At 64.0% G+C, this 11,657-nt stretch carries 11 protein-coding genes; 4 read left to right on the forward strand and 7 right to left on the reverse strand.

From position 1 onward, the window contains the following. The first annotated feature begins 20 nt into the window (after positions 1-20). Both trxA and hslV read left to right on the forward strand, forming a co-directional pair. Complete coding sequence (gene trxA, locus KZZ07_RS02300; RefSeq protein WP_219512000.1) at positions 21-341, forward strand: thioredoxin; 321 nt, start codon at positions 21-23, stop codon at positions 339-341. Positions 342-440: 99 nt separating this feature from the next. After that, positions 441-992: an ATP-dependent protease subunit HslV gene (gene hslV / locus KZZ07_RS02305; protein ID WP_219512001.1), complete on the forward strand. Its 552-nt coding sequence runs from the start codon at positions 441-443 to the stop codon at positions 990-992. Between the two features lie 7 nt (positions 993-999). Here the strand turns inward: hslV and KZZ07_RS02310 are convergent, their stop codons facing one another. Beyond that, positions 1,000-1,785 (reverse strand): metallophosphoesterase family protein, encoded by a 786-nt coding sequence (locus KZZ07_RS02310; RefSeq protein ID WP_219512002.1) that lies wholly within the window; start codon positions 1,783-1,785, stop codon positions 1,000-1,002. Beyond that, complete coding sequence (locus KZZ07_RS02315) at positions 1,782-2,699, reverse strand: diacylglycerol/lipid kinase family protein (protein WP_219512004.1); 918 nt, start codon at positions 2,697-2,699, stop codon at positions 1,782-1,784. Before KZZ07_RS02315 ends, KZZ07_RS02310 begins: the two co-directional genes overlap by 4 nt. Before the next feature lie 151 nt (positions 2,700-2,850). Here KZZ07_RS02315 and hslU point away from each other — a divergent pair, with 151 nt between their 5' ends. Beyond that, positions 2,851-4,158 carry an ATP-dependent protease ATPase subunit HslU gene (hslU, locus tag KZZ07_RS02320; RefSeq protein WP_219512005.1) on the forward strand — a complete coding sequence of 436 codons (1,308 nt, stop codon included), beginning with the start codon at positions 2,851-2,853 and terminating at the stop codon, positions 4,156-4,158. 151 nt (positions 4,159-4,309) lie between these two features. On the opposite strand, the gene KZZ07_RS02325 is transcribed toward hslU, so the two are convergent. The 5 genes from KZZ07_RS02325 to pip form a co-directional block, all read right to left on the reverse strand. Beyond that, the gene (locus KZZ07_RS02325) at positions 4,310-5,863 is read right to left on the reverse strand and encodes an ABC transporter substrate-binding protein (protein WP_219512006.1); all 1,554 of its coding nucleotides are present in this window, start codon (positions 5,861-5,863) and stop codon (positions 4,310-4,312) included. Positions 5,864-5,932: 69 nt separating this feature from the next. After that, positions 5,933-7,582, reverse strand: a complete 1,650-nt coding sequence (locus KZZ07_RS02330; protein WP_219512007.1) for an ABC transporter ATP-binding protein — start codon at positions 7,580-7,582, stop codon at positions 5,933-5,935. A 3-nt stretch (positions 7,583-7,585) separates the two neighbouring features. Continuing rightward, positions 7,586-8,782, reverse strand: coding sequence for an ABC transporter permease (locus KZZ07_RS02335; protein ID WP_219512008.1), 1,197 nt, complete (start codon positions 8,780-8,782; stop codon positions 7,586-7,588). Further along, complete coding sequence (locus KZZ07_RS02340) at positions 8,779-9,774, reverse strand: ABC transporter permease (RefSeq protein ID WP_219512009.1); 996 nt, start codon at positions 9,772-9,774, stop codon at positions 8,779-8,781. The genes KZZ07_RS02335 and KZZ07_RS02340 overlap by 4 nt, the downstream gene beginning before the upstream one ends. 79 nt (positions 9,775-9,853) lie before the next feature. Then, positions 9,854-10,831, reverse strand: coding sequence for a prolyl aminopeptidase (gene pip / locus KZZ07_RS02345; protein WP_219512010.1), 978 nt, complete (start codon positions 10,829-10,831; stop codon positions 9,854-9,856). Between the two features lie 47 nt (positions 10,832-10,878). Between pip and ubiG the strand changes: the two genes are divergently transcribed. After that, on the forward strand, positions 10,879-11,616 hold the full coding sequence (gene ubiG / locus KZZ07_RS02350; RefSeq protein WP_219512011.1) for a bifunctional 2-polyprenyl-6-hydroxyphenol methylase/3-demethylubiquinol 3-O-methyltransferase UbiG: 738 nt from the start codon (positions 10,879-10,881) through the stop codon (positions 11,614-11,616). Positions 11,617-11,657 lie beyond the last annotated feature (41 nt).

The following is an 11,657-nucleotide window of genomic DNA, read 5'->3' on the forward strand; positions in this document are numbered from 1 at the left end:
AACCCTTAGGAGATTCCCCAATGGCCACCGTCGCCGTCACCGATGACACCTTCGACGCCGAAGTGAAGAATTCCGACATCCCCGTCGTCGTCGATTTCTGGGCCGAGTGGTGCGGCCCCTGCAAACAGATCGGCCCCGCCCTCGAAGAGCTGGCGACCGAGATGGAAGGCAAGGTCAAGATCGCCAAGGTCGACGTTGACCAGAACCCCAACACTGCCGCCGCGATGGGCGTGCGCGGCATCCCCGCGCTGTTTGTCTTCAAGGACGGTCAGGCGGTGTCGAACCTCGCCGGTGCCCGCCCCAAGGCGGCGCTGCAGAGCTGGATCGAAGACTCGATCTGAGCCGCGTAACCATTTGACTTCGCAAGGGCGCCTTCGGGCGCCCTTGTCGTTTTGCGCGGCATGGCCCATATCGGGCCACAACCGACAAGGAGCGTTTTCATGTCCGACGAGTTTCCCGGCTGGCACGGCACCACGATCATCGGCGTCCGCAAAGGCGGGCAGGTTGTCATCGCGGGCGATGGCCAGGTCAGCCTTGGCCAGACCGTGATCAAGGGCAGTGCGCGCAAAGTGCGTCGTCTGTCGCCCGGTGGGCATGACGTGCTTTGCGGGTTCGCCGGGTCCACGGCGGATGCGTTCACACTGTTGGAACGGCTGGAAAAAAAGCTGGAATCTGCCCCGGGACAGCTGCAACGCGGCTGTGTCGAACTGGCCAAGGACTGGCGCACCGACAAGTACCTGCAGAAACTCGAGGCCATGCTGATCGTGACCGACGGCAAGGATCTTTACGTCATCACCGGCGCCGGGGACGTGCTGGAGCCGGAACATGACGTGGCGGCCATCGGTTCGGGCGGGAACTTTGCCCTGGCGGCGGCGCGCGCCATGATGGACACCGACAAGTCGGCAGAGGAGGTCGCCCGCACCGCGATGGCCATTGCCGCCGACATCTGTGTCTACACCAATGGCAACCTGACCGTGGAAACCCTGGGCTGAACCTGGTTCAGCCGCTGCGAATCCAGACGCCGTCGCGCCGGACATAGCTGACGGCGTCGCTTTCCAAAAATTCCGCGTCGTCCGCGGCCCAGCGTGCGATCCGCACGTCCGGCCCGTCGAGGTCGAGCAGGTTGAAGGTGTTGGGTTCGCCCCGCACGCGGCTGGACAGGCAAGTGCCCGCCTGCACGAAGAGCAGTTCGGGAAAGGCCCGCATCGGCGCGATCACCGTGTTGTGCAGATGTCCCGACAGGACGATCTGCGCACCACAGTCCGCAAACCCCCTCAGCCCTGCCTCGGCCCCCTGCATCAACCGTTTCCGAACCCCGGCACCGTGTTGCAGCGGATGATGCAGCACCGCGACCCGCGTTCGGTCTCCTGCCGCGTTGAAACCCTCGCAGGCCCGTGTGATCCGCCGTTCGGACAGGCGCCCGCGTTGCCAGGCAAAGCGGTTGACCGTGTTCACGCCGACCACCACCATGCCGTCGTCAGCATATCGCGGCTCCAGGTCGTGGTGGACGGCCCGACGATAGCGCCGCCACGGGGCGACCATCCGCAGCCACAGATTGTCGAGCGGCGTGTCATGGTTGCCCGGCACCGCCAGCCAGGGCGGATCAAGACGGTCCAGAAAGGCGCGCGCGCGGGCAAACTGTCCCCGACGCGCGCGCTGGGTGAAATCGCCCGAGATCACCACCAGGTCCGGCCTCAACCGGTCGATCACCTCTAGCAGCGGCTCTTCCAGATCCTCCCGCGCGCGCCCGTAGTGCAGGTCCGACAGGTGGAGTATTCGCTTCATTCCCTCTCCCGCGGCATCACCAGCCGCAATTCCTCCGCCGTCATGGCAAAACGCAACGGCCCGTCCATCTTGCGTTTTTCCCCGTCATAGGCCAACAGCATCCGCCGTTTTCCGGGCTGGTCGAGGTCCAGCCGATCGCCTTGGATCAGGTCGTAGTCCACGCCTTCCTCGACCGCGCCTGCGGCAAGGCGGGCCACCCGCCGGAACAGCTCTCCCCGGCTTTCTGCGCGAACCACCAGCACCGCAAAGCCGCCCGCCTTGATCGCCTCGCCGCCAGCCAGCCCAAAGCGCGCCAGTTGAAAGTCCGAGCGTCCAACAAAGACAAGCGCCGTCTTGCGGATATGACCGCCGTCGCCGGTGTCCAGACGCACCCGCATCGGACGGCGAAAGCGCAGGAAACTGCGGATCACCGACCAATGCGCCATCAGGCGGCGGCGACCCCAGCGGCGATAGATCGCTTCGCGCTCTTTCAGGATACGGGGATAGACGCCCACGCTGGCGTTGTTGAGAAAGATCTGCCCGTTCACCTGTCCCAGCCTGCGCGGCTCGATCCGGCCCGTCACGATCTGGCGGGCGGCCTCGGCCGGGTCCGGGTCCAGCCCCAGGCCACGCGCGAAATAATTGAAGGTGCCCAGCGGCAGGACCGCCATCGCGATCCCGGTGCCCAGCAGCTTGCCCGCTGTCGCGACGGCGGTGCCATCACCCCCGGCGGAAACGATCATGTCGGGCCGGTTTGCCACGGCCTTGTCCAATGTCGCGCCCAGTCGGTCGGGACGAGTGCAGGCCAGCACCTCTGCCCCCAGCACCTGCGCGGCGGCCTCGACCGCCGCCGCATCGCGCGAGTTGCGCCCGGATTTCAGGTTGGCAACAATGCAGATCCGCCCGAGCGCCGCCACCTCCTTCTGATCCTGCATCGTGCCCGTATCCCGCATCGCGCCCTCGCTTTCCTTGACAGGAACCCCCCGGTGACAGGGGCGGTTCCCGGAAAGGGCTTGGATTCTGGCGTCACATGTATATCTCACGCCGAAACCCACGCTTTCTGGCGCGGCACAAGGAACAAGACGCATGACCGACCTCACCCCCCGCGAAATCGTCTCGGAACTCGACCGTTTCATCATCGGCCAGCAAGAGGCCAAGCGCGCCACCGCCGTGGCCCTGCGCAACCGCTGGCGGCGCAAGCAACTGTCCGACGACCTGCGCGACGAAGTCTATCCCAAGAACATCCTGATGATCGGCCCCACCGGCGTCGGCAAGACCGAGATCAGCCGCCGCCTGGCGAAACTGGCCCGTGCGCCTTTCATCAAGGTAGAGGCCACAAAGTTCACCGAGGTCGGCTATGTCGGCCGCGACGTGGAACAGATCATCCGTGACCTGGTGGACACCGCCATCGTCGACACGCGCGAGCACATGCGCGAAGAGGTCAAGGCGCGCGCCCATGAAGCCGCCGAAGAACGGGTCATCACCGCCATTGCCGGCACCGACGCGCGCGAAGGCACGCGCGAGATGTTCCGCCGCAAGCTGAAGAACGGCGAGCTGGACGACACGGAAATCGAACTGGACGTGGCCGAGACAAGCTCTCCCTTTCCGACGATGGAGATCCCCGGCCAGCCCGGCGCCAACATGGGGATGATGAACCTGGGCGAGATGTTCGGAAAGGCCTTTGGCGGGCGTACGACGCGCAAGCGCATGACCGTGGCCGAAAGCTACGGGGTGCTGATTTCCGAAGAGGCGGACAAGCTGCTGGACGACGAGGTCGTCAAGGCGGCGGCGCTTGAGTCCGTGGAACAGAACGGCATCGTCTTCCTGGACGAGATCGACAAGGTCGCCGCCCGGCAAGAGGCGCGCGGCGGTGATGTCAGCCGCGAGGGTGTGCAGCGCGACCTGCTGCCACTGATCGAGGGCACGACGGTCAGCACCAAGCACGGCGCGGTCAAGACCGACCATATCCTGTTCATCGCCTCGGGCGCCTTCCACATCGCAAAACCTTCGGACCTTTTGCCCGAACTCCAGGGCCGCCTGCCGATCCGGGTGAACCTGCGGGCGCTGACCGAAGCGGATTTCGTCCGCATCCTGACCGAGACGGACAATGCCCTGACCCGCCAGTACACCGCGCTGATGGCGACCGAGGAGGTCAAGGTCAGCTTTACCGAGGAAGGCATCGCCGCCCTGGCCAAGATCGCCGCCGAGGTGAACACCAGCGTCGAGAACATCGGCGCCCGGCGCCTCTATACGGTGATGGAACGGGTCTTCGAGGAACTGAGCTTTAATGCGCCGGACCAGGCCGGGGCCGAGGTCACGGTGAACGCGGATTTTGTCGAAGAGCACCTGGGCGAACTGACCCGCTCGACAGACCTGAGCCGCTACGTTCTTTGAACACGGGCCAAGGGACCGAGCCGCAAGACCATCCAAAGGCGGGATTCGCCAGGCCGCACCAAGCCGCACAATGAAAAACGCCCCGCAGATCCTGCGGGGCGTTTCGTTTGATGCAACGAGGTCCCGGTTCAGGCCCGGGACGAGGGCGCGCTTAGGCCGTCCACCAACGCTCGGCCATGCGGGCGTTGTCCATCTGCCAGAGATTGCCCACTTTTTCCGGGTTGGCGATCTTGTTGGACACCGCCTGGACGTAGTTGGCAAACATCGGCAGCACGACACCGCCATCGGTGCGCAGGATCTGCTGCATTTCCGTGTACATCTCGCGACGCTTGGTCGGGTCCAGCTCGGCGCGGGCCTCGACCAGAAGATCCTGGAAGCGCTCGCTGTCCTCGCGGCCCCACTGGGTGTCGTTCCACGGAACGCCTTCCTCGTAGGCGCTGGAGAACATCCAGTCCTCGGTGGCACGGCCTGACCAGTAGCAGGCGCAGAAGGGCTTTTTCAGCCAGACGTTCGACCAGTAGCCATCCGCCGGTTCCTGCACCACGTTGATGTTGATGCCAGAAGACTTGGCCGAGGCCTGGTACAGCTGCGCCGCGTCGACCGCGCCCTCGAAAGCCGCGCTGGAGGCGGAAAGGTCGATGTCCAGCGACGAAAGACCCGCCTCCTTGAGGTAGAACTTCGCCTTGTCCGGATCGTAGCTGTTCTGCTCCATGTCGGCGGCGAAATACTGGTTGGCGGGGCCGATGGGCGTATCGTTGCCCACACGACCGTGGCCCAGCAGGATCTTGTCGACCATCTCCTGGCGGTTGATGGCGAATTTCAGCGCCCGGCGCACGTTGACGTCGTTGAAGGGCGCCACGTCCGTCAACATCGGGAAGGTGTACTGCTGGTTGCAGGACACTTCCTGGATGCGCACCATCGGGTTCGCCTTGAGCAGCGCCTCTGTCTTGAGGTCGATGCGGTTGATCGCGTCGACCTGGCCGGTCAGCAGCGCGTTCATCCGGGCGGTGTTGTCATTGACGGCGATATATTCGATCTCGTCAAAGAACCCGGCGTTGCCGTCCTTGTAGTGGCTGTCGACCCGCGTCGCGACCATGCGCACGCCGGGCTCAAAGCTCTGGACCTTGTACAGCCCGGTACCGATGCCCTTGGCGATGGCCTCTTCGATCTGGCCGGCCGGGTAGATCAGCAGGTGATAATCCGACAGCAGGTAGGGGAAGTCGGCGTTGCCGGCCTCCAACGTGAACTGCACCTGGTGGTCGGTGATCTTCTTCATCTCGGTGATGGATTCGATGATCGGCTTGGCCGCCGATTTCGCACCCTCGGCCACGTGCATCTGCAACGAGGCGATGACGTCATCCGCGCCGAAGGCCTTGCCGTTGTGGAAGGTCACGCCCTGACGCAGGTTGAAGGTCCAGGTCTTGGCATCCGGGGACGCCTCCCAGGAGGTGGCCAGCTCACCCTTGAGCGTGCCATCGGCGCCAACCTCGGTGAGGTTGTCAAAGACCGACCCCTGGGCCGAAGCGATCATGAACAGGTCGGAATGCGTACGGGCATCCCAGCTGTCCGAGGTGTTGGCCCCCGACAGAGCGGCGCGCAGGCGGCCGCCCCGCTTGGCCTGGGCGCGCAGCGGCAGGCCGCTGGCGGCGAGCACACCGGCAGCGGCGCCGGTGGTCAGAAGTCCGCGTCTGCTAATTCTGGTCATGTCAGTCTCCCTTGGTCATTGCCCGCCGTGGGTCGTCTTCCGGCAGGTCTTGTCTCGTTGTGGCGATTCCTACGACATTTTACCAACTGCGGCATCGCCAATGTTATCAACTCCGCGTTCCTTCAACAGATTCGTCAGCCAATCCGGGTCCATCTCGGGGACCGAAGACAGCAGAAGATCTGTATAGGCGTGATGCGGCGGCTTGAACATGTCGCGTTTCGGGCCCTGTTCGACCACCACCCCATCCTTCATCACCACAACCTCGTCCGCGATGGCGCGTACGGTGGCCAGGTCATGGGTGATGAACATGTAGCTGAGGCCAAGCTCGTCCTGCAGCCGGGCCAGCAGTTTGAGGATGCCCTCGGCCACCAGCTGGTCCAGCGCACTGGTGACCTCGTCGCAGATGATGAATTTTGGCTCGGCGGCCAAGGCGCGGGCGATGCCGATGCGCTGTTTCTGGCCGCCCGACAATTCCGAGGGCAGGCGGTCGATGTATTGATCCGCGGGCAGTTCGATCTGATCCATCAGCTCGGCCACGCGCTTGCGCTTGGCGCCGCCGCGCAGGCCCATGTAGAATTCGACCGGGCGGCCGATGATCTCACCGATGGATTTGCGCGGGTTCAGTGCCGTATCCGCCATCTGGTAGATCATCTGAACCTGCCGCAGCTGTTCCTTGCTGCGCTTGCGATAGTCCAGCGGCAAGGGCTCGCCGTCCAGCTCGATCGTGCCGATGCGCGGCGGCAGAAGGCCGGTGATACAGCGCGCGGTTGTCGATTTGCCGGAACCGGATTCGCCCACCACCGCCACCGTGCGGCCCGCGTGGATGTCAAAGCTGACATCACTCAGCACGTCCACCGTGCCATAGGCCGCCGTGATCCCCTGAACGGAAATCACCGGCGTCGCGTCACTGGCGACAGGCGGTTTCTCGGGCCGTTCAAAGGCACGCACGGCCCAGAGACTTTTCGTATATTCCTGCGTCGGCTCGCTGAGCATGGTGCGCGTGTCGGCCTCTTCGACCTCGTCGCCTTTCAGCAGCACCTTGATGCGGTCGGCCATCTGCGCGACCACGGCAAGGTCATGCGTGATGTAGATCGCGGCGGTGTCGAATTCCTCGACAATCTGCCGGATGCTGGCCAACACCTCGATCTGGGTGGTCACGTCCAGCGCGGTGGTCGGCTCATCAAAGATGATCAGATCGGGGCGACAGGCCATCGCCATCGCGGTCATCGCCCGCTGTAGCTGCCCGCCAGAGACCTGGTGCGGATAGCGAAAGCCGATTTCGTCCGGGTTGGGCAGGCGCAGTTTGCGGTACAGTTCCACCCCGTCGGCAGCGCTTTCAGCCTTGCCGGCAATGCCATGCTGCACCGGCGCCTCTGTGTGCTGGTCGATCAGCTTGTGTGCGGGGTTAAAGCTGGCGGCGGCGGATTGCGCGACATAGGCGATGCGCTTGCCCAGAAGCTGGCGCTTCTGCTCGGCACTGGCGGCCAGCAGGTCGATCCCGTCGAACATCACGCTGCCACCCGAGATGCGCACCCCGTCGCGGCAAAAGCCCATAGCGGCAAGGCCCAACGTCGATTTCCCGGCGCCCGATTCGCCGATGAGACCCAGCACCTCGCCCTTTTTCAGGGTCAGGTCGACACCGTTGATGATCGGCATCCAGGTTTCGTCCGAGCGGCCCTCGATCCGAACGTCGCGCATTTCGACAAGGAAGTCAGACATGGCTCAATCCTTCAGCCCCGAGGAGCGGTTCAGCATCCAGTCGACGACGAAATTCACCGCAACCGTCAACAGGGCGATGGCCCCCGCCGCCAAGAGCGGCACGCTGGCCGCCAGCGGCGCAAAGCTGGCGTAGTTGATGAAGGCCGAGAGGTCCTTGACCATCGTGCCCCAGTCCGCCAGCGGCGGCTGGATGCCCAGCCCAAGGAAGCTAAGGGCGGAAATCGTCAGGAAGACGAAACAGAACCGCAGCCCGAATTCCGCCAGCAAGGGCGCGGTGGCATTGGGCAGGATCTCGCGGAAGATGAGATAGGGCAGGCCCTCGCCGCGCAGCTTGGCCGCCTCGATGTAATCCATCACGACGATGTTCATGCCCACGGCGCGCGCCAGGCGGAACACCCGCGTCGAATCGATCACCGCGATGATGACCACCATCGCCACCGTCAGGCCAAAGCCGGACACCCAGGCCGAGGCCACGGTGATCAGCAAGAGCGAGAAGATCAGCGAGGGGATCGCCATCAGCACGTCGACCAGTCGGCTCAGCGCCTGGTCCATCCAGCCGCGCAGGGTGGCGGCAAGGAACCCGAAGGTGCCGCCAAGGACAAAGGCCAGCACCGTGGTGGCAAAGGCGATGCCCACCGTGTTCTGGGCGCCGTAGATCAGGCGGGACAGGATATCCCGGCCGATCTGGTCGGTGCCTAACGGAAAGTCCGGGTTGCCGCCCAGCGCCGGATTGCCGCCGGGAACGATATTGGCCTGGCCAAAGACCTGTTCCTGACCGTGCGGGGCCAAGGCCGGGGCAAAGATCGCCAGGAACGCATAGATCAGGATGACCAGCACGCCAAAGGCCGCGGTCAGCGGCATCTGTCGGAAAACCTTGCGGCTGCCCGCCGTGCCCACGACGCGCCCGACCAGGCGAAACAGATAGGCCGCCGCCGCGCCGATCAGAACGCCCTGCACCGCCCAGCGGAAGAACTGGACAGAGGCCACCGGCACGCCGTCCTGTGTCACGGCAGGCTGAAAGTAGAACCAGATGCCGAACAGGACCAATGCCGCGCCCAGCACATAGCCGAAGGCAACGGCCAACGGCATGTCACGGAAGAAAGGCTTGTTTCCCGTCAGCTTCTGACCGGCCAGGCGCATGATCCAACCGCCCGCCAGCAAGACAACGATGGCACCGAGAATCCAGGGAACGCTGCTCATTTCGGATGCCTCAGCCGCGGGTTGGACAGGATCGACAGGATGTCGGCGGTCAGGTTCAGCAGGATATAAGCGGCGGCAAAGATCAGGCAGCATGCCTGAACCACCGGAATATCCCGGATCTTGACGCTGTCCACGAACAACTGGCCGATGCCGGGATAGACAAAGACAACCTCGACCACCACGACCCCGGTGATGAGATACGCCAGGTTCAGCGCGATGACGTTGATGATCGGCGCCAGCGCGTTGGGCAGCGCATGATGCACGATCACCCGCATCGGCTTGATCCCCTTCAGGCGCGCCATCTCGATATAGGGGCTGGCCAGCAGGTTGATGATCGCCGCACGGGTCATCCGCATCATGTGCGCCGTCACCACAAGGGTCAGGGTCAACGCCGGCAGCAGCGTCTTCTGCAACCGTTCGCCAAAGCCCATGTCCGCGTAGATATTGGACAAGGACGGCAGAAGCGGGTTCAGCACCGCCAGGAAGAGGATCAGCACATAGGCCAGAAAGAACTCGGGGCTGGAAATAGAGGTCAGCGTCGAGACGTTCGCCACCTTGTCGAAGACGGAATTCCGATAAAGCGCCGCCAGCACGCCCAGCGTCACCGCAAAGGGCACGGCGATGGCGGCAGTGACACCGGCAAGGAACATCGTGTTGGCGAACCGCGGCGCGATCTGCTGGGCCACGGAGGTCCGCACACCCGAATCGTCACCGACAAAGCTGGCGAAATTCGCCTGGGCAAAGGAATTGCCCAGATCGCCCTGTAACGCACCGGCCAGCCATTGAAGGTAGCGCGTCACCGGGTCCTGATCGAGCCCGAGATCCCGGCGGATGGCCGCCACGGCCTCGGGTGTGGCCCCCTGCCCCAGGATCGCCTCGGCGAAATCCCCGGGGAGCATGTTCACCGCCGTAAAGATGACGATGGAAACAATGAACAGCGTCAAAAGGCCCAGCGCGAGACGCTGGAGGATGATTTTGATTACCGGATTCAAGATCCCTGTCGATTTCTTGTTTTCGTTACAGCTACGTTAGCGCCTGAGAACGGTGTGTAAACCCTGTGTCTGGACTGTTTCAGTCCCTCAGACTGGCCAGATCGTCCATCACGCGCACCAATTCGGCGCTGATCCCGGGTTCTGACAGCGCATGGCCCGCGTTCCGGATCATCCGCAGATCGGCCCCGGGCCAGGCCTGCGCCAGGTCCCAGGCACGGCGCGGCGGACAGATCATGTCATAGCGGCCCTGCACGATGACCCCCGGCACGTCGGCAATCCGGCTGGTGTTGTTCAGGATCCAGCCATCTTCGTCCAGGAAACCCGCGTTGATGAAATAGTGATTCTCGAGCCGGGCAAAGGCGCGGGCGTATTCCCCGGGTGCCTCGCCGCCCATCCCGTTGGAATAGACAGAGGCCAGCGCGTTTTCCCAGGACGACCAGGCCTGCGCATAACGCGTCTCTGTCCGCAGGTCGCCGCTGAACAGCCGCTTGTGATAGGCGCCGATCAGATCGTCCCGCTCGTCCTCGGGGATCATGTCGGAAAAACGCGCCCAGGGCTCGGGCCAGAATTGTCCGGCACCGCCACCATAGAACCAGTCCAGCTCTGTCCGGGTCATCATGAAAACGCCGCGCAGCACCAACTGGCACACCGCCTCGGGGTGGCTTATGGCATAGATCAGCGCCAGTGTCGCACCCCAGCTGCCGCCAAAGACGACGGCGCGGTCGATGTCCAGCTCGGCGCGGATGCGTTCGATGTCAGAGACCAGATCCCAGGTGGTATTGGCCACCACGCTGGCATGGGGCCGCGACCGTCCACAGCCGCGCTGGTCGAACAGGATGACGCGATAGTGCCGGGGATCGAAATAACGCCGCATCGCCGGGCTGCAGCCGCCGCCCGGCCCACCATGCAGCACGATGACCGGCTGGCCCTCGGGGTTGCCGCATTGCTCGACGTAGATCCTGTGCCCGTCCCCGACATCCAGCATACGTTGATCGAACGGGTCGATCGCCGGATAGAGATACTGCACTGCGCGCTTTTGGCCCGGGATTTTGTCCATGCCCTACCTATATTGCGCCTCAAGGGCAAAAGACCATGAGGAAATTCATGACGACCACCGTCGACGCATCCGAGATCGCCAAGTTCGAAGCGATGGCCGCCGAATGGTGGGATCCGCATGGCAAGTTCAAACCCCTGCACATGATGAATCCCGTTCGGCTGGACTATATCACCAACCAGATCGCGGCAGAATTCGATCGTGATCTGACAGGGGCGCAGCCCTTCGCGGGCCTGCGGATCATGGACATCGGCTGTGGCGGCGGCCTGCTGTCGGAACCGATGGCGCGGCTGGGCGCCGAGGTGGTCGGCGTCGACGCCGCCGAGCGCAACATCCCCGTGGCGCAGACCCATGCGGCCCAGTCCGGCCTGCAGATCGACTATCGCTATACCACGGCCGAGGCGATGGCAGCGGCAGGCGAACGCTTTGACGTGGTGCTGAACATGGAGGTGGTCGAACATGTGGCCGATCCGCTGGCCTATCTCACCGCCTGCCGGCAATTGCTGAAACCGGGCGGGCTGCACATCTGTTCGACCATCAACCGCAACCCCAAGAGTTTCGCGGTGGCGATCCTGGGCGCGGAATACGTCATGCGCTGGTTGCCCAAGGGCACCCATGAATGGGCCAAGTTCATCACCCCGGACGAGCTTTATGACCTGATGCGCCAGGCCGGGCTGGAGCCGGTCGACCGCAAGGGGTTCGTCTTCAACCCTGTCAGCTGGGTCTGGCGCGTGTCCGACCGCGACCTCAGCGTGAACTATGTCACGGCCTCGCTGAACCCGGCCTGAAGCGAAAAAGGGGGGCGCTGCCCCCCGTCTCCCTTCGGTCG

It is taken from the genome of Mameliella sp. CS4, assembly GCF_019392335.1.
GTDB lineage: Bacteria > Pseudomonadota > Alphaproteobacteria > Rhodobacterales > Rhodobacteraceae > Antarctobacter.

Bases quoted from the DNA above. Each gene is read 5' to 3' on its own strand.
- trxA (WP_219512000.1), top strand. From the start codon at position 21: ATGGCCACCGTCGCCGTCACCGATGACACCTTCGACGCCGAAGTGAAG.
- hslV (WP_219512001.1), top strand. From the start codon at position 441: ATGTCCGACGAGTTTCCCGGCTGGCACGGCACCACGATCATCGGCGTC.
- KZZ07_RS02310 (WP_219512002.1), bottom strand. From the start codon at position 1,785: ATGAAGCGAATACTCCACCTGTCGGACCTGCACTACGGGCGCGCGCGG.
- KZZ07_RS02315 (WP_219512004.1), bottom strand. From the start codon at position 2,699: ATGCAGGATCAGAAGGAGGTGGCGGCGCTCGGGCGGATCTGCATTGTT.
- hslU (WP_219512005.1), top strand. From the start codon at position 2,851: ATGACCGACCTCACCCCCCGCGAAATCGTCTCGGAACTCGACCGTTTC.
- KZZ07_RS02325 (WP_219512006.1), bottom strand. From the start codon at position 5,863: ATGACCAGAATTAGCAGACGCGGACTTCTGACCACCGGCGCCGCTGCC.
- KZZ07_RS02330 (WP_219512007.1), bottom strand. From the start codon at position 7,582: ATGTCTGACTTCCTTGTCGAAATGCGCGACGTTCGGATCGAGGGCCGC.
- KZZ07_RS02335 (WP_219512008.1), bottom strand. From the start codon at position 8,782: ATGAGCAGCGTTCCCTGGATTCTCGGTGCCATCGTTGTCTTGCTGGCG.
- pip (WP_219512010.1), bottom strand. From the start codon at position 10,831: ATGGACAAAATCCCGGGCCAAAAGCGCGCAGTGCAGTATCTCTATCCG.
- ubiG (WP_219512011.1), top strand. From the start codon at position 10,879: ATGACGACCACCGTCGACGCATCCGAGATCGCCAAGTTCGAAGCGATG.